This is a genomic window from Streptomyces sp. NPDC001714, assembly GCF_042892755.1.
Taxonomy (GTDB): domain Bacteria; phylum Actinomycetota; class Actinomycetes; order Streptomycetales; family Streptomycetaceae; genus Streptomyces.
The window spans coordinates 137,790-161,534 of record NZ_JBIAUL010000018.1; the positions used below are offsets into that span (position 1 = coordinate 137,790).

Genomic DNA, 23,745 nt, shown 5'->3' on the forward strand with positions numbered 1-23,745 from the left:
CCCGCCTGCGCGGGGTGGCGGCGGCGCAGGGAGGCGAACGGTGCCGGGGCGCCGGGCTGTTGAAAGGAAGTGCGGGGGGAGCGACTGGCCAGGGGTTGCGGGGGAGCAGCGGCGGTGATTGCCCGGAGGCCGTGGGCCGATGTGATGGGGGCTGCCCGGAGGCCGTGGGCCGATGTGATGGGGATTGCGCGGAGGCCGCGGGCCGGGGTGACTCCGGCCGCCTGGGGACCGCGGGCCGGGGTGACTCCGGCCGCCTGGGGATCGCGGGCCGGCGCCGCGGCGACCGCCGGGCGTGGGGGCGGGGGACCGGGCGCGGCGTCGAGCGGCGGCGTTCCCGCACCGTGCCCTGCGCGTTCCGGGGCCCGCTCGGCGGAGCCCTCCGGTGGAATCCCGACGGAGGGTCGCCCGGTACCGCCCCCACCTAGCGTGACGGCGTCAAGGCGACGCGGACCAGCCGGTCCGGGCCAGCGGGTCCGGGGGCATCGCGTGGCGCGCAGCAGACGGCCGTGGGCGAGGTGGGACCGGGTGGCGGGCATCGCGGGATGGACCGACGGACAGCGTGATCTGACACGCGCGGACGCTGAGGTGACCGGGATGCTCACCGGCCTGCGGGTCCGCGCCCCGCACGACGGCGGCACCTGGAGCGAGCCGCGTGCCGCGCTCGTCCAGCGCGGCGACCCCGTCCGGCGCGGGCCCGCCGCCCCGGCCACCGTCCGCGAGGACGGCCGGACCGTCGCCGTCGCCGTGTGCGACGGCCATCTGCGCAACGCCGCGGCCCTGTGGGACGCGCTCGGCGCCGGCCGCCGCCCCGGTCCGCACCCGCCCTCCGCCTCGGAGGTGATCGCGCGTGCCTACCTGCGCTGGGGCACGGGACTGGCCGAACGGCTCGAAGGACTCTGCTCGTTCGCCGTCTGGGACACCCGGTCCGGTGACCTCGTGCTGGGCCGGGACCGGTTCGGCGTCCGTCCCCTGAGCTGGATCCGCACGCCCGGCGGCGTGGTCTTCGCCTCCGATGTCGCCGTCGTGACCGCGCACCCCATGGTCACCCCCGAAGCCGACGCCGACGCCCTGTGCGCCCTGCTCACCCTGATGCGCGAGGACGGCCGCGGCGCCCTGAGCGGCGTCAACGAGGTCCCGCCCGCCACCGTGCTCCGCTTCACCCCGGACGGCGCGATCCGCGCCCGCGCCTACTGGTCCCTGGAGGCCCACGAACACGTCCTCGACGCGGACGCCACCGCCAAGGAGGCCGACCGGCTGCTGCGGGCCTCGGTCGCCGCGGACATCGAGGACGACGACACGGCCGTGCTCCTCTCCGGCGGGCTGGACTCCAGCGTGCTCGCCGGACTGGTCGCCACCGGGACCGGGCGCCGGCCGGTCACGGGCACCGTGTCCTTCGCCCGCACCACCTCCCGCATCCCCGACCGCCCCTTCATCGAGGACGTCGTCCGCTTCTGGGACTGCGACCACGAGGACGTCGTCGTCGACATCGACCAGGTCCTCGACCCCACGACCCGCGACGAGGTGCTCGCCGCGAAGGACTACCCCACCCCCTGGGGCGACAAGAACGTCACCCCGTACCTGCTCAGCCGGTCCCTCGCCGCGCACTGCGCCGTCGGGCTCTCCGGCGAGGCCGCCGACACCATGTTCGGCGGCCTCTACGGCGACCTCGACGGCGTGCCCGAACTGACCACCTTCCCCTGGCTGGAACAGGCCCGTCGGTTCGGCGTCGCCCACGGCATCGGCACCGGCCTGTTCCACCCCGACCTGCTGCGCGTCCTCGACGTCGACGGATACCTGGAACGTGTGTTCCGCACCGCGCTCGATCGCGTCCCCGTCCTCCCGGACGACTCACCGGGCCGCCGCACCGTACGGCAGATCGACCACCTGACCGTCACCCGGCTGCTGGAACAGACGATGCTGCACACCGAACGCCTCGGCGCCGCCGCCGGGGTCCAGATGCGGTTCCCGTTCGCCGACCACGCGCTCTACACGTTCATGTACAACGTCCCGGTCGCGATGAAGTTCACCGGCGGACGCACCAAGAGCATTCTGCGCGACCTGGCCCGCGACCTCGTGCCGCCCTCCGTCCTGGAACGCCGGAAGTCCACCTTCCCCGCCCTCTACGACGACCGGTACAAGGCCTTCGTCACCCGCCGCCTGCGCGACCTGCTCGACGACCCGTCGGCACCCGTGCACGCCGTCACGGACCTCGGCGCCGCCGCCCGGGTGGCCGACGACCCCCGACTCCTCGACCGGGGCGGGTGGTTCGGGCGCGCGGACGTGGAGATGCTCCTCCAACTCGACGCCTGGCTGCGCCGCCACCAGGTACGGCTGCGGATCTGACCCGGCCGCCCCCTTCGCGGGCGAGGACGCCCCACGCGTCCGGCGCCCCTCATCACGACACCACCACGCGTGGAACCCGGGAGACGACTTTCGATGACCACCACCCCGAACACCACCCCCCTCACGGCCCCGTGCGCCACCCCGCACAGCGTGCCCCTTTCCGTGGGGCAGGAGGCCATGAAGGTGGCCTGGCAGATCGATCCACGGCAGTGGACCAACATCATCCCCGTCCCGCTCGCCGTCGACGGCGACCTCGATCCCGGCCGGCTACGCCACGCGGTCGACTGCCTGGGCGCGGCGTTCCCGCAGCTCAGGGGCCGTGTGACGGGCAGCCCCGGCAGCCACCGGCTGGACTGGGGCGACGCCCCGCCGATCCCCGTCACCGAGATCACCTCGCACCTCGCCCGCGACGAGGCCGTACGCCTTGCCTGGCAGACCCCGTTCGACCTGCGCACCGGCCCGCTGGCCCGGGTCCAGCTCCTCACCGGCCCCGACTGGAAGGTCCTGCTGCTGACGCTCCACCACATCGTGGCCGACGGCGCGTCCGTGCTGCTCCTGCTGGAGGCCCTGCGCCAGGCGTACGCAGGGGAGCCGGTCGACGTGCCCGACGACCCCCGCGCCCTCCAGGCGCACGCCCTGCGCTCGGTCCGGCTCGCGGGGGACACCGACGGCGAAGGCCACCGGGCCTACTGGGCCGCCGAGTTGGGCACCGGGATCACCCCCCTCACCCTCCCGGCCACCCCCGCCGACCCGCCCCGCCCCACCATGCTCAGCGACGTCCTGCCCGACGACCTGGTCTCCGGACTGCGCCACCGCGCCGAGACCTCCGGCGTCTCCTACGTCACCACCCTGATGGCGGGCTACTACGCCCTGCTGCGCCGGCACACCGGTACCTCGGACGTCCTGTCCTTCCTGCCCTTCCACGGCCGTACCCTGGAGGAGACCCGGCAGCAGGTCGGCTATTTCGTCAACCTGCTTCCGGTACGCGCCCGCGTGAGCGCGACCGACACCTACACCGATGTGATGCACCGGCTCCGCGGACGGGTCAAGAGCGCCCTTGCCCACGGCGACCTGCCGCTGCCGACGATCATGCGCAGCGCCGGACTGGTGGGCCCGCAGGCCCGCGAACTGACCCACCGCAGCATCTTCCAGTACTGGAACGCGGGCCTGCGCGGCGGCCTGGACGTCATGGACCTGCGGCTGGAGGCGCCCGGCTCCCACGCGGTGCTCAGCCTTCGAGACATCGAGAGCACCGCCGGCTTCACCCTGGCCGTCATGGTCCGCGAGGACAGCGCCGGCACCCATGTGCTGTGGAAGGACCCCGCCGGAGCCCTGGGAGAGCCCCTGCTCAAGGCCCTGGCCACCGACTACCAGGACATCCTCTGGACCGTCGCCGACGACCCCGACACCCCTGTGGCCGAGATCCTCTCGAACCCGGCCTCCGGTGCCGTGTCCGGCACCGGCCCGGCGGACCCCGCACACACCGACGACGACGCCCTCGCCACCATGATCGGACTGTGGCAGGACGTCCTCGGCATCGACGACGTCCGGCCCCAGGACAGCTTCTTCGAACTGGGCGGCCACTCGCTCCTCGCCGAGAGCCTGATCATCGAGGTCTCCCGCCGGTTCGGCCGCGAGGTGGACCTGAGCGTCCTGTTCAGCCTGCCGCGCCTGGCGGAGTTCACCGAACACGTCGTCGGACCGCGCCCGTGAGCGACACCGGCACCGCCCCCGGCACCAGCGCCGCCCGCGGCACCGGCCTGTGGCGCCAGCCGGCGCTGCGGGCCGTGCTCGCCGCGGAGTGCGTGTCGATGCTCGGCAGCTCGCTGACCGTCGTCGCCGTGCCGTGGCTGATGCTCACCCGGACCGGATCGGCCGGTGCCCTGGGCGTGGTGATGGCCGCTCAGATGGCCGGGACCACCCTGATCGGCACCCTGGGCGCCTCCTGGACCGGTCGCGCGGGACCCCGCCGCGTGATGCTCCTGGGCGACGCCTGCCGCGGGGTACTGATCGGGCTCGTCCCGCTCCTGGCCTCGGCGGGAACCCTCGCGGTGCCTCTGACCGCCGCGGCGATGTTCGTCTTCGGCGCCGTGATGGCGCCCTACTCCGCAGCTCAGCAGGCCACGCTCTCGGACGTCGTCGGCGAGGACGGGACACTCCTGAGCCGGGCCACCGCCGCCCTCCAGGGCGCCATGCGGCTCAGCATGACGCTCGGACCGCCCCTCGCCGGCGTCCTCGTCGCCCTGTTCGGCCCGGTCCCCGTGATCCTCGCCGACGCCGCCAGCTTCGCCCTGTCACTGCTGGTGCTCCGCCGCTTCCTCCCCCCGGCCGTCCCGTCGCCGCCCCCTCCCTCGCGGCTGGGCACGGCGGGCTTACGCGCGCTGCTCGCCGATCCCCTCACCGCCACCTGGTCGCTCGCCCTCGTCTGTTCCGAGTTCGCCTGGCAGGGCCTGTTCGCGGCCCTGCCGGTCGTCGCCCTGGAGTTCGGCGAACGCGGGCCCACGGTCGCCGGAGCGCTGTCCGGTGCCTTCGGCGCCGCCGCCCTCACCGGAACCCTGCTGGTGGGCCCCCTGCTGCGGCGCCTGTCCGCACCGGTGCTCGCGGTCGGCGGCCGGGTGCTCCTCGCGCTCTGCTTCCTGGTCCTGCCGCTGCCGCTCGGGATCACCGCGGTGTTCGGCTGCCTGGTCCTCGCCGGCCTCTTCAACGGCGTCTCCAGCGCGCCGGTCGCCGCGGTGCGCGCGCTCCGCCTGCCGGGCGCCGTCCGGCCCGAGGCGCTCACCGTGGCCACGGCCGTCGCCCTGGCCGGGGGCACCTGCGGACTGCTTGTCAGCGGCACGACGATCCGGGCGGAGGGAACCCGAACGCTCTTCGTCGTGCTGGCCCTGGCCCAGGTGACGGCGGCGTTCCTGCACCTCGCGGGTTTCGCCGCGGACCGCCGTTCCACCGGTGCGGGACCGCACACGCGTGCTCCGGGCCCGGCGCCCGACCACGCCGGCGCCGACCCGCTCGCGAACCCCGGGCCACCGCTTCCCCGGCAGGCGCCGGGCCGGACGGCGCTCGCGGCCCGTGACGGCGTACCGCCCGCGCAGCCCCGCGATTCCTGAGGAGTTCCGTTGACCGCCCGACCCGCCGAAGTCCCGGCCGAAGCCCTCACCGAAGTCCCGGCCGAAGCGCTTGGCGAAGTCCCGCCCGGAGCCTTCGCCGAAGTCCCGGCCGAAGCGCTTGGCGAAGTCCCGCCCGGAGCCTTCGCCGAAGTCCCGGCCGAAGTGCTTGGCGAAGTCCCGACCGACGCCTCCGCCGAAGCCCTCACCGAAGTCCCGGCCGACGCCCCCGCCGACGCCTCGCCCGGCCTCTGGCGCGGCGTCCCGCACCGGATGAGCATCGGCCTGCGTCACCAGCTCCGTGACGACGGTTCCCTGCCGTCGGAGAACCTGACCTGCTTCCTCTTCGCGTTCCCCGGCGCCGACATCGACGTGTCCCGCCTGGAGGGGGCGCTGGCGCGTGCCGTGGTCCTCAATCCCGCGCTCGCGCACCGTTACCGGGTCGACCCCGACCACGGACCCCAGTACCGCGAGGCGGCCTGGCGTCCGCGGGTGGACGTCGTCGAGCCGGTCGCCGCCGACTGGGAGTCCACCCGGGAGACCGCCCGCCGTCTCGCGGACGCCGAGATGACCAGGCCCTTCGACCTGCGCGACGGGCGCCTGCTGCGGGTGACCCTGGTGCGGCACCGGGGCGGGGAGGGCTGCGTCCTGGTCGTCACGGCCGATCACACGGTCTGTGACGGGATCTCCTACGCCCGCTTCCTCGACGACCTGTCCGCCGCGTACCGCGACGGTGACACGACCGGAACCGACCGCGCCCGGCCCCGTGCCTCGCTGGCCCGGGTCGCCGCCGCCGAACGCCGTGCCCTGGCCGGCGCGGCCCGCGACGAACTCTGCGACGCGTGGCGCCGACGACTGCCCGACGGCATCCCCGACATGGTGCTGGCCCGGCCCCTGTCCTGGACGGAGTGCACCCGGGAGGGCGAGCAGGCCGCCACCGTCCTCACCGGCGCCGCCTACGACCGACACGTCCGGCAGGCCGCCGAACTGTCGGTGTCCAGCTTCATGCTGACCACCGCCAAGCTGCTGCACGCGATGCGCCCCAGCGTGCTGGGCCACGGTCTCTCCTTCTTCTCCCCGCTGCCCGGACGCTTCGTGCCCGCCGCCCGGGACGTGCTCGGCAACTTCGTCAGCGTCCTGCCTGTCACGGTGCGGGAACCGCGGTCCGCCGACCTGACCGCCATGGCCGAAGCGGTCCGCGAGAGCGTGCTGTGGACCCTGCGGCACCAGGGAGTCCCCTTCGACGTGATCCGGGACGCGGTGGGCAACGGCGGCGCCGGGAACGGGGAGTTCGCCTACCAGCGCCGGTCGGTCTTCATCTCGGGGAACCCCGTCATGCGCCTGGAACTGGAAGGCGTGCGCGGGCAGTTGAGCGTCCCGACGCTGTCCGACGCCATGTTCGACCTCAGCCTGTGGATCTCGGACACCGGCGACGAACTCCGCTGCAGCGGCGTTTTCCGCAAGCGCCTCCTGGACCGTTCCCTCGTGGAGACCTGGCTCGCCGCCCTGGGGTGAGCCGGGATCAGGAGCCCACGTGGTGCGCTCCCGGTGGCCCGGTGCGGGAGGGCCGCGCCCCACGCCGTACCCATCGCTTTCCCTGCGTCCCGTGCACCCGGCGGCGGCCACGGAACGAACGGCAACGGAACGGGAATCGCCGGGTGCCAGGCTGCGATCAGTCGAACGGCCGCCGGAGCGAGGACCGACCGCCCGGTGGCCGACGGCCCCCCTTCCCCGATCCCGTCCCTGACGGGCGTGCGCGAAAAACTGGAGGTCCACGGTATGTCGAAAGTCGATTCACGCCCGCCGCAGGGGCCGCTCACCGAGGCCCTGCCGCGCTTCCTGCGGATCCTGGACGACCCGCTGTACACCTCCCTGGTCGACCTCCAGGACCTGGTGAACTACGAGACCGCCGCGTTCTGGCGGGCCCGGCAGGTCAAGGCGCTCCACCTCCCCGTCACCACCTCCTCCATCTCCTCGCCGATGGGCCTGGGCAGCGACTCGCTGCCGGTCCAGGTGGACCTCTTCGGCGTCCCCACCTACCTCGCCGACTCCATGCAGTTCCTCCTGGAGTACGGCTGCCGCATCGCCGACCAGGGCTGCTACTACCTCATGCCGAGCTTCCGCGGCGAGGAGACCGACGCCACCCACCTCAGCCAGTTCTTCCACAGCGAGGCCGAGATCCCCGGCGGCCTCGACGACGTGATCGCGGTGGCCGACGCCTACCTGCGCCACCTCACGGAGGCGGTCCTGCGAGAGCTGGAGGGCCCCGTCGCCCGGATCGCCGGCGGCGTCGAGCACCTCACCGACTTCCTCGCCAAGCCGACCGCCCGGATCACCTTCGACGAGGCCGTGACCGCCCTCGACGGCGACCCGGAGTACTTCGAGTTCCACGACCAGTGGCGCACCGTCACCAGGGCGGGGGAGCGCCGGCTCATGGAACTGCACGGTCCCGCCGTGTGGCTCACCCACTTCGACCACCTCTCCGTCCCCTTCTACCAGGCCACCGACGCCACCGGCGCCAAGGCCCTCAACGCCGACCTGCTCATCGGGCCCGGCGAGGTCGTCGGCTGCGGCGAACGGCACACCGACGCCGCCCACGCCCTCGGCGCGCTCGCCGCACACGGCGTCTCGCCCGACGACTACGACTGGTACCTGCGGATGAAGCAGGAGAAGCCCCTGCACACCAGCGGCTTCGGCATGGGCGTGGAGCGCTTCTTCATGTGGGTCCTGCGCCATTCCGACGTACGCGACCTGCAGCTCCTGGAGCGCGCCAACGGCCTCCCCGCCACCCCCTGACCCCTCCGGCTCCACCTCTCGGCCCGGACATCTCCCACCCCTCTCACAAGGAGCACCTCATGAACCTCGGCGACCTGACCGCCCAGCAGATCCGCGCGATGAACTACAACGAGCTGATCTCCGTCGTGCGCGAGACCAACCGCCCGCCCGGCGGCGTGAAGACCATCTCCCACCTGGCCGTCGGAGCCCACCTCGACAAGGACAGCCACGTCCTGGAGATCGGCACCAGCACCGGCATCACGGCCATCGAGCTGGCCCGTCTGGTGGGCTGCCGGGTCACCGCCATCGACATCAACGAGCGCAGCATCGCCGAGGCCAGGCGCCGCGCCGAGAGCCTCGGCGTGGACCACCTGATCACCTTCGAGGTCAACGACGCCACCGCGACCGGCTACCCCGACGACACCTTCGACCTGGTCTTCTGCGGCAACGTCACCTCCCTCATCCCGGACCGCGCCAAGGCGCTCGCCGAGTACTCCCGGGTGGTCAAGCCGGGCGGGTTCATCGCCGCCATCCCGATGTACTACGTCAAGCAGCCCTCCGAGCAGCTGCTCGCCGACGTCACCGCCGCCATCCAGGTCACGGTGGAGCCCCTGGAGGAGTCCTACTGGCTGGACTTCTTCCTCGGTGACGGCCGCATCCCGTTCTCCCGCGAGCAGTACACCTTCGACTGGATCTCCGACGAGGTCGTCGAGTCCTTCATCCAGGACATCCTCGCCCGTCCGCACCTCGACGAGCTGAGCGCCGAGGCCCGGGAGGTGCTGGCCGAGCAGTACGCCGTCTACATGCGGCTCTTCCGCGACAACCTCGCGCAGATGGGCTACACGGAGCTCCTGGTGCGCTGCGAGGCGGACGAGCTCGGCGAGCCGGAGCTGTTCGACTCCAGCCCGGTCCTCCCGCGGCCCTGACCCCGCCCCGCACCGGATCCCCCGGGCTCCGGTGCGGGCCCCGTCCCGAGAGAAGGCGTCGTCGTCCGTGAAGCTCCCCCCGATCGCCCACGTGGCGCCCCGGCGCCTTGCTGAGGCGGTGTCCCGCCTGGCCGACGCCCCGCCGGGCCAGGCCCTGCCGCTGGCGGGCGGCCAGAGCCTCGTCCCGCTGCTGGCGTCCCGGGACCGTACGCCCCGCCTGCTGGTGGACCTCCGCGACCTGGGGGAGCTGACCGGGGTCGGCGAGCACGACGGCTTCCTGCGGATCGGCGCCATGACCCGCCAGCACACCCTCGCCACCCACGCCCGCATCGGTGCCGCCGCCCCGCTGGTCTCCGAGGCCGCGGCCCGCACGGGGCACGCGTCCGTCCGGCACCGCGGCACCTTCGGGGGCACCCTCGCCCACGCGGCCCACCCCGCCCAGCTCGTCGTCGCCGCGTACGCCCTCGACGCGCGCCTCCTCGTCAGCGGTCCCGGCGGCGCACGCACGGCCGCTCTGCGGTCCCTCTTCGCCGGCCCGGGTCTGCGGCACGACGAGATCCTCACCGCCGTCGAGCTGCCCCTGCGCGGGCCGGGCAGCGGCCACGCGTTCGGCCAGGTCGCCCATCCGATCGGCGGCCGGCCGGTCGCCTCGGTCGCCGCGGTCGTCGACACCGCACCGGACGGTACCGTGCTGCGGGCCGAAGTCACCGTCGGCACCCGGGTCTCCCCGCCCACCGCGGTGGACGTCACCCACCGGCTCCGGGACGCCGGCGCCGCCGCCGCGGAGACCGTGCCCACCGGTCCGGGACAGCCGCAGCGGCAGGGACCTCCCACCGGACCTCCCGCCGCGTACTGCCGGCACGCCGCACGGGTCCTCGCGGACCGCGTGCTGACCCAGGCGATCACCAAGGCACGCCGTCCCGGCGCGGGCGCACCACCCGTACCGAGCGGCTCCGGCCACGACGCACCGCCCGTACCGACGCGGGAGACACCATGACCTGCACACCCGGCACCGCCCCCGAACCACCCCCGGGCGCGCCGCACCGGTGCGGGACCCTCGCCGACCACCTGCGCGACTGCCTCGGACGCAAATCCGTCCGGCTCGGCTGCGAGGACGGCGTCTGCGGCTCCTGCACGGTGCTCCTCGACGGCCGTACGGCCCGCGCCTGTACGGTCCTCGCCGCGCAGGCCGAGGGGCTGCCCGTCCGCACCGCCGAGGACCCGGGGGACCCGCTGATGCGGCACCTGCGCGAGGTGCTCTGGGCCGAACACGCCTTCCAGTGCGGATTCTGCGCCGCCGGATTCCTCATGGAGATCCACGCCCTGCTCACCGAGCACCCCGACCCCACCGAGGAACAGGTCCGGCACCGGCTCGCGGGCAACCTGTGCCGGTGCACCGGCTACGAGAGCATCGTCCGCGCCACCCTCACCGCGGCCCGCACCTGGACACCCGCTCCGCCGGGCGGCGCGCCCACGCCGTCCGTTCCCGCCGCGGCCACCGACCCCGCCATCGGCAGCAGCGCCCTGCGCGCCGAGGACCGCACCGTCCTCGACGGCCGCGCCCGCTTCATCGCCGACCTCGACCGTCCGGGCATCCTGCACGCGCGCTTCGTCCGCAGCACGCGCCCGCACGCCCGCATCACCGGTCTCGACATCGAGGCGGCCCGTACCGCGCCCGGGACGGTCGCCGTCCTCACCGCCGCCGACCTGCGCGGCAGCCTCAACCCGATCACCATCGCCTGCCCCCTGGAGGGCTACACCGCCCCCGGCTTCACCCCGCTCGCCGAGGACCGCGTCCGCTTCGAGGGCGACCCCGTCGCCCTGGTCGTCGCCACCGGCCAGGCGGAGGTGGAGCACGCCGCCTCGCTCGTCGTCGTCGGCTACGACGACCTGCCGCCCGTCCTGGACGCCCGAGCCGGCGCCGACGGCGCGCACCAGCCCCTCTTCCCCGACCTGGCCGGCAACGACCTCTACACCGAGCACCGCGTCCACGGCGACGTGACCGGCGCCTTCGCGCGGGCCGCCCGCGTGGTGCGCCACCGGCTGAGCCAGGAGCGGGTGCAGAACGCGCCCCTCGAACCCCGGGGCGGCCTCGCCTCCTACGACCCCGGCAGCGGCCGGCTCACCTACGACGTGGCGTCCCAATCGCCGACCTCCCACCGGCAGTACCTGTCCGACGTCCTCGGCCTGGACCTCGACCTGGTCAGGGTCCGTGTCCCTGCGAACATGGGCGGTTCCTTCGGCATCAAGGGCGGGGTGTTCCGCGAGGACATCGCCGTGTGCTGGGCGAGCCGTCACCTGGGCCGCCCCGTCCGCTGGATCGAGGACCGCCGCGAACACCTGATCGCCGCCGGACAGGCCCGGGGCGAGGAGATCGACGTCGAGGCGGCCCTGGGGGCCGACGGCGAACTGCTCGCCCTGCGCGCCGATCTCGTCGTCGACCAGGGCGCCTACCCCGTGCCCCCGGTCGCCAGCGCCGTCTTCGTCGCCATCGTCGGCTGCCTGATCCCGAACGCCTACCGCGTGCCCGCCTACGAGTTCACCGGCCGCCTCACCCTGACCAACCGCACCCCGTACGTCGCCTACCGCGGCCCCTGGGAGATGGCGACGTTCGCCGCCGAACGCACCATGGACCTGATCGCCCGCGCGGTGGGCGAAGAACCCGCCGACTACCGGCTGCGGCACCTCGCGCCGGTGGACGGCCCCGATCCGCGCATGATCTCCGGCGCCCGGCTCACCGACGTCCCCGCACTCGGTTCGACCCTGCGGCGGGCCCGGCACGAGGCCGCCGTCGCGGAGTTCCGCACGCGGCAGGCGGCGGCCCGCGCGGAGGGACGGCTGCTCGGACTGGGCCTCGCGACCCTGCTGGAACCCGCGCCCGGCCCGTGGAGTCTGCACGAGGCGATGGGCGCCCACATGGGTCCCGAACCCGTCCGGGTCCTCTTCGGCCCCGACGGCCGCGCGCAGATCAGGACCGGACAGATCCCGCACGGCCAGGGCCATGTGACCACGCTCGGGCAGATCGCCGCGACCACCCTGGGCCTGCCGCTGGACGCGGTCGACGTCGTGCACGGCGACACCGACCTCGTGCCCTACAGCCTGGCCGGGACCGGCGCGAGCCGGGCGGCGGCCCTCGCGGGCGGGGGAGTGCTGCGCGCCTCCCGCACCCTGCGGGCCAACCTTCTGACGGCCGTCGGGCGCCGCACCGGACACTCCCCCCTGGACCTGGACGTCGTCGCCGGGAAGGTCGTCGACCGACGCGACGGCCGCACCGTGGGCACGGTCGCCGGCCTGGCCGCCGCGTGCGTCGCCGCGGAAGGGGAACGGGCGCGGCTCGACGTGAGCGAGGTCTTCGACAGCGAGGAGACCGGCTGGGCGGAGGCCACCCACTGCTGCTGGGTCGAGGTGGACCCCGAACTGGGCACGGTCGCCGTCGACCGGTACCTCGTCGTCGCGGACAGCGGACGCATCATCAACCCGGCGATCGCGGACGGGCAACTGCGCGGCGGCGCCGTCCAGGGCATCGGCACCGTGCTCCAGGAACGGTCGGGGTACGGACCCGACGGCGCCCAGCTCTCCCGCGACCTCACCGAGTACCTGCTGCCCACCACCCGCACCGCGCCGGCGATCGACGTCGTCCACCTGGAGTCCCGGCGGACCGGCGACGTGCCCTTCCGCGGCCTCGGTGAGGGCGGCGCGGTCCTGGCCCCCTCGGCCGTGGTGGGCGCCGTGGAGGACGCGCTCGCGCACCTCGGCGTCCGCCTCACCGAGCGCCATCTGCCGCCCTGGCGCGTCCTGGACCTGCTGGCGGCCCACCGGATCCCTACGCCCGTACCGGAGTACCGATGAGACTGAGCAGGATCCCGCACAGCGAACTGCTGGGCGCTCCTCTTCCCGACCCCGACGACACCGAGGCCGACCTCGCGTACCACCTCGGACTGGCCCGCTTCACCGACGCCGGATTCCCCTGGTTCGCCCCGATCGGCCAGCGCCTGGTCACCCACATCCGGCAGGTCGTCCGCAGAGAGATGGAACGCGCCGGGTACGCCGAGTTCCGCGGACCCGCCGTCCACCGCGTCGAGACCCTCGCGCCGGCCGGATGGCTGGAGCGGTTCGGCGGCGAACTGATCGGCTTCAGCGCCCCGTTCGAGCAGTACACCCTCGCCGCCACCAGCGAGGAACCCCTGCTGAGCTGGATCGGCTCGGCGGGCCTCGCCTCCCACCGGCAGCTCCCCATGCGGCTGTTCGAGTTCCGGGAGATCTTCCGGTTCCGCGACCGGCCGCAGAGCATTTACAACTCCCGCCAGTTCCAGTGCTGTCTGTTCGCCAGCCTGGACACCGACCACACCGCGTACCTCGCCAGCGCGGCGCACGCCCAGCGCACCGTCCGCGCGGTCCTGGACCGCCTGCGGCTGCGCGCCGAACTGGTCCGCGACGAGGCCACCGGCGGCTTCGAGTTCATCTTCCCCTACGCCCGCGGCGACCGTCCCCGCAGCCGTACCATCCCCTACCACCGCGACGCCGCGCGCCCCAGGACCGCCGAGGACGACATCCCGCAGGGCGGAGTCGCCATGGGCTACGGCTACACCCACACCCCCGCCTTCGACGTCCGCTTCCGCGACGAGGACAACCAGCTGCGGACCCCGGTGATGGGCACCTACGGCATCGGCGTCCAGCGCTGCGTGCTGGCCCTGCTGGAACAGCACCGCGTCGCCGAGGGCATCGCCCTGCCCGCCGCGGTGCGGCCCTTCGACGTCACGGTGACCGTCCAGGGCCGCGACCCCGGCACGACGGAAGCGGCCGAGCGGGTCTACCGGACCCTCCTCGACGCCGAGGTCAGCGTCGTCCTCGACGACCGGCACGGCGCGTCCATGGGCAGCCGGATGCGCTTCGCCGACGCGGTGGGCGTGCCCTGGCGGGTGGTCGTGGGCCGCGACGCCGCCGGGAGCGGGACCGTCCGGCTGCGCGGCGCGCGCGGCACGGGTGAACCGGAGCGAACCCTGACCGTCGACGGCCTCCTCGACCACCTGGCCCTGCGCGGCCACGAGGAGTGGACCGCCGGCCCCGACCGCCGCGACGAGGAGATCGGAGCGACCGCATGACCACAACCACCGAACCGAGCACGGCCGCTGAACCCAGCACGGCCACCGAACCGGGCACGACGACCGAACCGGGCACGGCCACCGAACCGGGCACGACGACCGAACCGAGCGCGACGACCGAACCGAACACGGCCACCGAACCGAACACGACCCCGGCCGCGCCCGGCGGCGCCACGCCGGCGCGCTGGCCCGCCGCGCTGCCCGCGAACGCCACGCTGGGCGTGTGGGCCCCGAGTTCCCCGGCCCCGGTCCTCTTCCCGCGCCGCTTCGTCCGGGGCCTCGCCGCGCTGCGCCGACGCGGACACGCCGTCGTCGTCGGCGACTCCTGCCGGTCCGCACAGGGCCCGGGCACCCTGCCGCCCGCCGCGCTCGCCGAGGAGCTGCACACGCTCCTGGAGGAGACCGACGGCGTGATCGCGGCCGTCGGAGGCTGGACGCTCACCCCCGTCCTCCCGCACCTTGACTTCGACCGCATCGGCCGCGCGGGCAAGCCGATCGTCGGCTACAGCGACCTGACCTCCCTGGTCAACCTGGTGCCCCACCGGTCCGGACTGATCGCCTTCCACGGCCCCATGGTCGTCTCCGAATGGGGCGAGGCGGACGGCCCCTGGGAAGCCACCGAGACCGAGTTCGACCAGTTGCTCGGCGCGCGGCACCCCTGGACCGAGCGGACTGTGCCGACGGCGGGCGACTGGTCGGACGAGAACCTCTTCTGGGACCGTGAGGACGACCGCCGCCGCCACGGCAACAGCGGCGCCCAGCCGCCCCGCGCCCTGCGGACCGGTACGGCCGAGGGGCCCCTGTGGGGAGGCTCCCTCCTGGTGCTCGGCCTGCTGCTCGGCACCCCCCTGTGGCCCGAACCCGCCCCCGGCTCGATCCTGTTCCTGGAGGCCGACGGCATGGCCCCGGACGAGTTCTGGGCGCGCCTGGAGCAGTTCCGCCTGGCCGGTGTCCTCGACCGGGCGGCCGGTGTGGTCCTGAGCCGGATCAGCGGTCCGCGGCCGACGTCCTCCGGATTCGCCGGGCACGACGAGACCCTGCTGCGGATCCTGCCGGACGGCCTGCCCGTGGCCGCGGGCCTCCCGCTGGGCCACGCCGACCCGATGCTCACCCTCCCGGTCGGCGGCACGGCCCGCCTCGACTGCCAGGACCCCACCGCCGTACCCCGGTTGAGTCTGCTGCGCCCGCGGCCCGCCGGGTGACCACCGGGGCCCCGCGTCCACCGCCGGTACCGGCCGGGCGCGGGGCCCCGGCCGTGACCGCGGCCCGCTGATCCGGCCCGCCCGCCCCACGAGCACCGCGTACGAGAAGAGCCCCCCGTGCTGAACATCGCCCCCGCCCTCGCCGCCTGGTGCCGCGCCGACCGCCCCTTCGCCGTGGCCACGGTGATCGATGCCACCGGCAGCACACCGCTGCCGGTGGGCACGTCCATGGCCGTCGACGCCGACGGGCGGGTGGCGGGCAGCGTCTCCGGCGGGTGCGTGGACGCGGCCGTCCACGAGCTGTGCCGACAGCAACTGGAGGAGGACGGAGCCCCCGAGGAGGCGCGTTTCGACTCCTCCGACACCGACGCCTGGGCGGCCGGCCTGATGTGCGGCGGCGGCATCCGCGTCCACGTCCAGCGCGTCCACCCGGCCGACCGGCACCCCCTGGCGGCCACGCTCACCACGGCGGCCGAGGGGCGGACCGTGGGCCTGCTGCAGATCACCCGGAGCGCCGACCCGACGCTGGCGGGCCGCGTCCTGCCGCTGTCCGACGACGGGACCCCCGCTCTCGCCGGGCCGGTGCCGCCGCGTCTGGCCGCGCTCGCCGCCGGCGTCCACCGCACCGGCGTCACCGGGCTCGTGCGCACCCCCGGGGGCGCCGACTGCTCCGCTGCCGAGGCGCTGGTGCACACCCGCAGACCCGCCCCGCGGATGCTCGTCTTCGGAGCGGTGGAGTTCGCCGACGCCCTCACCCAGGCGGGCCGCTTCCTCGGCTACCACGTCACGTTGTGCGACGCCCGCCCGGTCTTCGCCACTGCCGAGCGGTTCCCCCACGCGCACCGCGTCGTCACCGACTGGCCGCACCGGTTCCTCGCCGCCACCGCCACCGACGAACGCACCGTGGTGTGCGTGCTCACCCACGACCCCCGGTTCGACATCCCGCTGCTGCGCGACGCGCTCCGGCGCCCGCTCGGCTACGTCGGCGCCATGGGGTCGCGCCGCACCCACGCCCGCCGCCTCGAACTCCTGCGCGCGGAAGGGGTCGGGCCCGACGCCCTCGCCCGGCTGCACGCGCCGATCGGGCTCGACCTCGGCGCCACGACCCCGCAGGAGACGGCGGTCTCCATCGTCGCCGAGATCCTCGCCCGCACCCGCGGCCGCTCAGGCGCCCCGCTCGGCGGCACCAACGGCCCCATCCACCCCCGGGCCGGCGAAGTCACGCATCCCGCGCAGCGGTGAGCACACCACCCACATCGCCGCCAGGCAGGTGCCGCAGGCCGCGATCCACAGGGTGCCCCTGATCCCGGCCGCCGACCCGCCGAGCACGCCTCCGGCCAGGGCGCCCACGGTCATCGCGCCGAAACCGACGAAGCGCACGGAGGCGTTCACCCGGGCCAGCATCGCCTCGGGACACACCACCTGCCGGTAGCTGACCTGGGCGACGTTGTACACGACGACGCCGTACCCGGTGACGAGGAACCCGGCCAGGGCCGGGACGAGCAGCGCCCCGCGCCCCGCGAGCGGCACCAGCAGCAGGGCCGGGAAGGTGACCAGCGGTACCAGCCACACCGCGCGGGCCTGGCCGACGCGGCGCACGACGCGGTACGCCGAGAGCGCCCCGAGCACCCCGCCCAGGCCCAGCACGCTCAGGACGGCCCCGACGGCGGACCCGGAGAGGCCGAGCACCCCGGTCAGGAAGAGGACCTGCACGGCGCTGAGCACCCCGGCGAAGAAGTTCGCGGTCGCCGTGCAGGCGGTGACGGCCAGCAGCGTGCGGCTGCGGACCAGGAACCGCAGTCCGGCGCGTATCCCGGCGAGCAGCCGCCGGTCGGTGCCGTCGGCGGGGTGCGCCGGGTCCGGCTCACGGACCCGGCGCAGCAGCAGGGTCGACGTCAGATAGCCGAGGGCCGTGGCCAGCACCGGCAGGGCGGGCCCGGCGAGCTGGGCGAACGCGCCGCCCACGCCGGGCCCGGTGATCTGGGCGAGGGACTGGCTGGACTGGAGACGGGCGTTGCCCTGGAGGAGACGGTCGCGGCCGACCAGGGCCGGGAGGTGGGACTGGTAGGCGACGTCGAACAGGACGGCGAGGACACCGCACAGCAGGGCCACGGCGATCAACTGGCCGACCGTGAGCAGGCCGGCCCACCAGGCCACCGGGATCGTGCAGAGCAGCAGCGCCCGGCCGGTGTTGGCGCGCCGCATCAGCAGCCGCTGCCGGGCCCGGGCCACCCACACCCCCGCCGGGAGCCCGATCAGCAGGTAGCCGGTCGTCTCCGCGGCGCTGAGCAGGCCCATCTCCAGCGGGGTCGCCGCCAGAGTGGTGGCGGCCAGCAGCGGCAGCAGCGCGTTGCCGACGTACGTGCCGAACTGGCTGACCGTCTCCGCCGCCCAGAACAACCGGAACGCGTCGTGATCGCGGAGCGCGGCGGACGGGGGCGCGGGCGCGGTGACCTGCTCGCTCACCACCGGTCCCCTGGCGCGGTGGCCATGACGTCCGCGAGCACCGCCACGGCCCGGTCGACGTCGGCGGCGGTGACCCCGGAGTGGGTGACCGCGCGGATGCGGCCCCGCCCCAGTTCCGCGAGGTGCACGCCATGGGCGCGCGCCCCCTCGATGAGGGAGTCGGTGGTGTGGGCGGTGCGGTCGGTGTCCACGCTGAAGAACACCATGTTGGTGCGCGGGGGTTCGGCGTCCAGGCGCAGTCCGGGGATCCCGGCGAGACCGTCGGCGAGCCGGCGTGCGTGGGCGTGGTCGTCGGCGAGCCGGTCGATCATCCCGGTCAGGGCGACGATCCCGCACGCCGCGATCATGCCGGCCTGACGCATCCCCCCGCCGAGCATCTTGCGGTACCGGCGGGCGTCGGCGATGGACTCCTCGTCCCCGACGAGCATCGACCCGATCGGGGCGGACAGCCCCTTGGACAGGCAGAACTGGACGGTGTCCGCCGGGGCGGCGATGTCGGCGGCCGGCACACCGAGGGCGAGGGCCGCGTTGAACACGCGGGCCCCGTCCAGGTGCAGGGCGACGCCGTGCGCGCGGGCCAGGGCGCCGGCCGCCGCGAGGTAGCCGGTGTCGAGGGGGATCCCGCCGAGACGGTTGTTCGGTGTCTCCAGGCAGAGCACCGCGGGCAGCGCGAACTGCGGGTCCTCCCGGTCGACGTCGAAGGCGTCCGCCACCGCGGCCAGCGGCAGAGTGCCGTCCGCGGCGGCGGGGACGGGTTCGTAGACGAGGCCGCCGAACACCGAGGCGCCGCCCCCCTCGTAGACGTAGATGTCGGACTCGGCGCCGACGACGGCCTTGCCGCCGCGCGGGCTGTGGGTGAGCAGCGCGGCGAGGTTCGCCATCGTGCCGCTGGGCATCAGCACACCGGCCGCCTTGCCCAGCAGCTTCGCCGACAGCTCCTCCAGTTCCCGTACGGTCGGGTCCTCGCCGTAGACGTCGTCGCCGAGGCGGGCCGCCCTGGCGGCGTCGAGCATGTGGGGGGTGGGCAGGGTGAAGGTGTCACTGCGCAGTTCAACGACGTGGCTCATGGGTCGGGCTCCCTCACGGTCGGCGGATCAAGGCGGACACGGCGTCGCCGAGGCTGCGTTCGGCGGTCGCCCAGTGGGCGCGGCGGGCCGCCGCGGCGGCGGCGAGCCGGTCGAGCTCGGCGTCGGAGTCGTCGAGGGCCGCGGTCACGGACGCCGGGGCGGGGCCGCCTCCGGCGCCCGCCGCGGCGGCGATCGACGCCGGGTCCAGGGCGTCGAGCAGGGCCCGGGGCCGGTCGCCGAGGTGTGCGGCGGCGGTGTCCTCGAAGGTGCGGCCGGTCGCGAGGGCCATGGTGCTGATCTCGCCCACCGTGTGGTGCGCCGTGCGGAACGGCACCCCCGCCACGACCAGGCGCTCGGCCAGCGCGGTGGCCGCCGTGTGCCCGTCCGTCGCGCGGCGCAGCATGAGGCCGGGGTCGGGCTCCGCGCCCTCGAACATGAGCCGCAGCAGCACCACGGCGTCGGTGGTGGCCTCCAGGGCCGGCCAGAGCTGACCGACCGCCTCGGTGCCGACGGCGATGGCGTTGGTGTAGCGCGCCGTCGACATCGCCGTGGTCGCCGCGGTGAGCGCGCCGAGCGCGGCGGCCGCCTTGCCCTGGACGTTCTCCAGCAGGAACGGGTTGCGTTTCTGCGGCATCATCGAGCTGCTGCCGACCAGGTCGTCGGGCAGCAGGAGCAGGGGGTTCTCGGCGCTGGTCCAGGACTGCAGGTCGTGCGCGGTCCGGGTCAGGAGCACACCGAGGACGGTGCAGGCGGCGAGCAGCCGCAGCACCACGTCCCGCGAGGCCACCGCGTGCAGGGAGTTGCTCAGGGGCGCGGTGAACCCCAGCAGTTCGGTGGTGCGCGCCGGGTCGACGGGCAGCGTGGTCCCCCCGGTGGCGCCCGCGCCGAGAGGGTTCTCGCCCAGTTCGCGTCCGGCGTGCTCCAGGTGGTCCATGTCCCGTACGAGAGCGGCGGCGACCCCGGCGAGGTAGTGGCCGTAGGTGATGGGGACGGCGGGCTGGTGGTGGGTGTACGCGGGCATGACGGTGGTGCGGAAGCGGCGGCCCCGCTCCACCAGGACCCGGCCCAGCGTGTCGGTCTCGGTCAGCAGCCGGTCGTAGGGGCGCCGCAACTGGAGCCTGAGGACGGTGGCGTTGAGGTCGTTGCGGGACCGGCCGCTGTGCAGGACGCCGCCGGTCTCCTCGCCCAGGGTGTCCACGAGGTAGCCCTCGTAGGCGAGGTAGCGGCCCCGGGGCGCGGGCAGCTGACGCAGGGGGGCGAAGTCGGCGGCGCGGAGTTCCTCGATGCCGGAGAGCAGCCGGGCGGCGGACGCGCGCTCGATGACCCCCCGCTCGGTGAGCATGACCACGTGGGCGCGGTCCACCTCGCTGGTGGGCCTCAGTTCGGCGGCCACCGGGTCCGGAGGGACCCGGAGGTGCCGGTCGAAGAGGATGTCCGCCGCCGCCGGTGTCACGGCGGAGGACAGACGTCCGGTGACGGAGACGGTCATGCGGTGCCCTCCAGGGCGGTTCGGGCGCGCAGGGAGGTGCGCAGCAGGGTCAGGGCCGCGTCGGCGGCCCGTGCGGCGGTCGGGGCGTCGGGGGCGGTGGCGACGGCGTGGCCGACCCGGTCGCGGTGGTCGTGCCGGGGTGCGAGCGGCACGTCCCTGGGTCCGGTGAGGACCGTGGCCGTGACGTGCGGCGGCGGATCGTCGAGGGCGGCGGGCGGCTCGCCGAGCACGGAGGGTTCGTCGACCACGAGGAAGCGGAGACTGGAGTGGTGCGCGGAGCGGGCCGCCAGGTCGGGGCGGTGGCCGAGGGCCGCCCCGACCTGGGCGCCGACCAGGTCGATCCCGAGGGCGCTCCGCACCAGCTCGGGGATCATGCCGCCCGCGAGCCGCGGGTTGACCTCGATGACCACGGGGCCCCGGGCGGCCAGGCGCAGTTCGACGTGGGCCGCGCCGTGCCCGAGGCCGAGCGCCTCGACCGCGGCCACGGCCGTGTCGGCCAGCGACCGTGCCGTGGCGTCCGGCACCGGAGCGGGGACGTCGTGCCCGGTCTCGACGAAGTAGGGGGCGGCACCGAGGTGTTTGCCCACGACGGTGACGGGGGTGCGCCCGAACACCTCGACCGAGAACTCCGGGCCGTCCACGTACTCCTCGACGAGGAGACCGGGCACGGTCGGGATGCCGCGCTCGTTGTGGGTGCGGGCCAGCAGCAGGGCGGCGTGCTCGGCGGCCTCCGCGAGACTGCCGCACAGCCGCACCCCGGTGCTGCCGGACCCGTCGGCGGGCTTGAGGACCGCCGGCAGTCCGGTGTGCCGTACGGCGGAGAGGGCCGCGTCGGCGTCGGTCACCAGGGTCTGGGCGGCCACCGGCACGCCCCGCGCGGCGAGCGCGGCCCGCTGACGGCCCTTGTGCCGGCAGCGGATCACCGCCTGCGGGTCGGGTCCCGGCAGGCCGAGAGCGCGCGCGGCCTCGGCGGCGACGGGGACGAAGTAGTCGGAACTGGTGGTCACCCCGGCCGGGGGACCCGCGTCGAGCGAGGCGATCGCGTCGAGGACCGAGTCGGCGCTCGACGTGTCGGCCTCGACCACGGCGATCTCCTCGGCGCGGGCGTAGCCGTAGCGGGCCGGGTCCTCGGCGAGCAGCACCGGCCGGACACCGAGATCCCGGGCGCGCCGTGCGAACAGGGGGCCGGTGCCGGAGGTGTTGGACTCCACCAGGACCAGGAAGGGATCGGTCACAGGTCCTCCACGGGTGCGGGGCCGGAGCGGCCGGCGCCGTCTCGTGTGGCGTCGTCGAGGGAGCGGCGGCGCCAGTGCATGCGCGCCCACCCTCCGACGGCGTCGTGCGGGTCGGTGACGGTGCGGGGAGCGGGGGCGGCCGGCGCGTCGAGCAGCCCCCGCTCGGCCAGCCACTCGTCCTGGTAGACCGTCTCCTGGTACCGGTGCCCCTCGTCCGGCAGGAACGCGACCACCTGCGCGTCGGGGTTGCGTTCGGCGTACCAGCGGGCGACCAGGAAGGAGGCGCCGCTGGTGGGGCCCATGTAGAGGGCGTGCAGGGCGTGCAGTTCACGGGTGGCCCGGAAGACCTCCGCGGGGCCCGCCCAGTGCACCTCGTCGTAGGCTTCGTGGCTGACGTTGGGCGGGACCAGGCTGTTGCCGAGGCCGCGCACCACCCGCGGACCGTCGACCTGGCCGAAGATGGCGCTGGGTGAGGTGTCCACACCGATCAGGCGCATCTGTGGCTGGAGCAGCCGCAGGAAGGCCGCGGTGCCTCCGGTCGACCCGCCGGAACCGACCGGTCCGACCAGGCAGTCCACGGCACCGACGGTCTCCGCGATCTGCTCGGCCACGGCGGCGTAGGCGTTGGGGTTGTCGGGGTTGTGGTACTGGCCGGGGACGTAGTGGTCGGGGTACAGGGCCCGCAGTTCCTCCAGCCGGTCGAGGCGGGCCCGCTGGAAGCCGCCGTCGGGGCTGGGCTCGGCGCAGATCTCGACCTGGGCGCCCAGTTCGCCCAGCCTGCGGCGCAGCGCCGGGTCGATGGCCGGGTCGCCGACGATGACCAGGGGGTAGCCGCGCAGCCGGCACACCATCGCGAGTCCCAGGGCGAAGGTGCCCGAGGACGTCTCCAGGACCGTGGTGCCGGGGGCGAGTTCGCCGCGCTGCTCGGCCCGGTCGATCATGAAGCGGGCCGGGAGCAGTTTCATCAGGGTGAACGCGGCCACGCAGAGGTTGGGGCCGATCCGTATGAGCCGCGGCAGGACGGTCGCCTCGACGACCGAGGCACTGGCCGCGGGCAGAGTGGATGATCGCATGCTCTCCGTTCTCATCATGTCGTCGTGAAGTGCCAGGTGTCGTCGATGCCCAGGGCGGCCAGACGCTTGCGGGCGCCGTCGGTGCGGGCGGCGAGGTCGGGCAGGGCGGGGTCGAAGAGGAGCCCGGCCACGTCACCGCTGTGCGCGACCTGGAGCCCGGCCGCGCCCACCGCCTCGCTGACCCGCAGGAGGTCGGTGAGCCCGGGGACCGGCAGGTGGCGCTGGTTGATCTTGGCGCTGGCGGTGGCCACCCTGCCGAGCAGGGCGACGTCGCCGGTGCGGATGGCGCGGCGGACCGTGCCCAGCAGGGGGCGGAACGCCTCGATCTCCCACACCGAGTAGCGCGCGGGCGGCAGGGTGAGGGTGTCGGTGCCCAGGCTGTCCGCGCTGGTGCCGAAGCCCAGCACGGCCAGCGGCATCAGCGGCCCGCCCATGTCCTCGATGACCTCGCCCTCGCGGTGCGCGAACAGGACGGTCCGGTGCGGGTACATGAGCGCGTCGGACGCGGTCTCGGCCGCGACGGCCAGGGCGGCGTACTGCGCGGGGCTGGGGCGGCGGCCGGCGGCCTCGTACACGGCGCCGATGGTCGCCACGACGTCCGCGGTGGACGAGCCGAAACCGCGGCTGGGCGGGATGTTGCTGGTCAGACTGAGGGTTCCGCCGGCGGGCACGCCGCCCAGCGAGCGCAGGGTCAGCTCGGCGGCCCGGCGCGCCTTGGTCCGCCACGGGTCATGCATGACGATCCCGGTCGCGGTGTCGGACGGTTCGAAGACGGCGTGGGACTCGTAGAGGGGGCAGGGCAGGGTGATCAGGGCGCGGCGCAGGCGTCCGTCGGACTCGAAGACGCCCTGGAGGATCTCTCCGTGGTGGCCGACGCTGTGGTGGGCTCCGCGGATACGGACCGCCGTCCCGGCCGGGCCTGTGGACATGTCGTGCAGCATGGCTTCCCTCAGGGTTGGTGGATGG

Annotated in this window: 17 protein-coding genes; 11 read left to right on the forward strand and 6 right to left on the reverse strand. The window is 74.6% G+C overall.

Annotated elements, in window-relative coordinates; genetic code table 11:
• Positions 1-525 precede the first annotated feature (525 nt).
• The 11 genes from ACFY0P_RS38355 (at position 526) to ACFY0P_RS38405 (ending at position 16,691) form a co-directional block, all read left to right on the forward strand.
• Entirely contained in the window at positions 526-2,343 is a 1,818-nt protein-coding gene (locus ACFY0P_RS38355; RefSeq protein ID WP_388924219.1) for an asparagine synthetase B family protein, read from the forward strand.
• 93 nt (positions 2,344-2,436) lie between these two features.
• Positions 2,437-4,056: a condensation domain-containing protein gene (locus tag ACFY0P_RS38360; protein WP_388924222.1), complete on the forward strand. Its 1,620-nt coding sequence runs from the start codon at positions 2,437-2,439 to the stop codon at positions 4,054-4,056.
• A complete protein-coding gene (locus ACFY0P_RS38365) occupies positions 4,053-5,447 on the forward strand; it encodes an MFS transporter (RefSeq protein WP_388924225.1) in 1,395 nt (464 codons plus the stop codon). The genes ACFY0P_RS38360 and ACFY0P_RS38365 overlap by 4 nt, the downstream gene beginning before the upstream one ends.
• A gap of 9 nt (positions 5,448-5,456) precedes the next feature.
• Positions 5,457-6,959, forward strand: coding sequence for a condensation domain-containing protein (locus ACFY0P_RS38370; protein ID WP_388924228.1), 1,503 nt, complete (start codon positions 5,457-5,459; stop codon positions 6,957-6,959).
• 264 nt (positions 6,960-7,223) lie between these two features.
• The gene (locus ACFY0P_RS38375) at positions 7,224-8,240 is read left to right on the forward strand and encodes an amino acid--tRNA ligase-related protein (protein ID WP_388924231.1); all 1,017 of its coding nucleotides are present in this window, start codon (positions 7,224-7,226) and stop codon (positions 8,238-8,240) included.
• A gap of 59 nt (positions 8,241-8,299) precedes the next feature.
• Positions 8,300-9,145 (forward strand): class I SAM-dependent methyltransferase, encoded by an 846-nt coding sequence (locus ACFY0P_RS38380; protein ID WP_350790012.1) that lies wholly within the window; start codon positions 8,300-8,302, stop codon positions 9,143-9,145.
• A gap of 67 nt (positions 9,146-9,212) precedes the next feature.
• The gene (locus ACFY0P_RS38385) at positions 9,213-10,142 is read left to right on the forward strand and encodes an FAD binding domain-containing protein (RefSeq protein WP_388924234.1); all 930 of its coding nucleotides are present in this window, start codon (positions 9,213-9,215) and stop codon (positions 10,140-10,142) included.
• Complete coding sequence (locus ACFY0P_RS38390; protein WP_388924237.1) at positions 10,139-12,994, forward strand: molybdopterin-dependent oxidoreductase; 2,856 nt, start codon at positions 10,139-10,141, stop codon at positions 12,992-12,994. The genes ACFY0P_RS38385 and ACFY0P_RS38390 overlap by 4 nt, the downstream gene beginning before the upstream one ends.
• On the forward strand, positions 12,991-14,247 hold the full coding sequence (locus ACFY0P_RS38395; protein WP_388924240.1) for a His/Gly/Thr/Pro-type tRNA ligase C-terminal domain-containing protein: 1,257 nt from the start codon (positions 12,991-12,993) through the stop codon (positions 14,245-14,247). Before ACFY0P_RS38390 ends, ACFY0P_RS38395 begins: the two co-directional genes overlap by 4 nt.
• A complete protein-coding gene (locus ACFY0P_RS38400) occupies positions 14,244-15,449 on the forward strand; it encodes an LD-carboxypeptidase (RefSeq protein ID WP_388924243.1) in 1,206 nt (401 codons plus the stop codon). Before ACFY0P_RS38395 ends, ACFY0P_RS38400 begins: the two co-directional genes overlap by 4 nt.
• Before the next feature lie 117 nt (positions 15,450-15,566).
• Positions 15,567-16,691, forward strand: coding sequence for an XdhC family protein (locus tag ACFY0P_RS38405; RefSeq protein WP_388924246.1), 1,125 nt, complete (start codon positions 15,567-15,569; stop codon positions 16,689-16,691).
• On the opposite strand, the gene ACFY0P_RS38410 is transcribed toward ACFY0P_RS38405, so the two are convergent.
• The 6 genes from ACFY0P_RS38410 to ACFY0P_RS38435 are packed head-to-tail and all read right to left on the reverse strand — an operon-like array spanning position 16,614 to position 23,708.
• A complete protein-coding gene (locus tag ACFY0P_RS38410) occupies positions 16,614-17,915 on the reverse strand; it encodes an MFS transporter (protein ID WP_388924249.1) in 1,302 nt (433 codons plus the stop codon). The two genes, ACFY0P_RS38405 and ACFY0P_RS38410, sit on opposite strands and share 78 nt — an antisense overlap.
• Entirely contained in the window at positions 17,912-18,982 is a 1,071-nt protein-coding gene (locus ACFY0P_RS38415) for a GntG family PLP-dependent aldolase (RefSeq protein WP_388924252.1), read from the reverse strand. The genes ACFY0P_RS38410 and ACFY0P_RS38415 overlap by 4 nt, the downstream gene beginning before the upstream one ends.
• 13 nt (positions 18,983-18,995) lie before the next feature.
• The gene (locus ACFY0P_RS38420; RefSeq protein ID WP_388924257.1) at positions 18,996-20,471 is read right to left on the reverse strand and encodes a lyase family protein; all 1,476 of its coding nucleotides are present in this window, start codon (positions 20,469-20,471) and stop codon (positions 18,996-18,998) included.
• Positions 20,468-21,706 carry an ATP-grasp domain-containing protein gene (locus ACFY0P_RS38425; protein WP_388924261.1) on the reverse strand — a complete coding sequence of 413 codons (1,239 nt, stop codon included), beginning with the start codon at positions 21,704-21,706 and terminating at the stop codon, positions 20,468-20,470. The genes ACFY0P_RS38420 and ACFY0P_RS38425 overlap by 4 nt, the downstream gene beginning before the upstream one ends.
• Positions 21,703-22,779: a pyridoxal-phosphate dependent enzyme gene (locus tag ACFY0P_RS38430; protein ID WP_388924264.1), complete on the reverse strand. Its 1,077-nt coding sequence runs from the start codon at positions 22,777-22,779 to the stop codon at positions 21,703-21,705. The genes ACFY0P_RS38425 and ACFY0P_RS38430 overlap by 4 nt, the downstream gene beginning before the upstream one ends.
• Positions 22,780-22,793: 14 nt before the next feature.
• Complete coding sequence (locus ACFY0P_RS38435) at positions 22,794-23,708, reverse strand: GHMP kinase (protein WP_388924267.1); 915 nt, start codon at positions 23,706-23,708, stop codon at positions 22,794-22,796.
• Between the last annotated feature and the right edge of the window lie 37 nt (positions 23,709-23,745).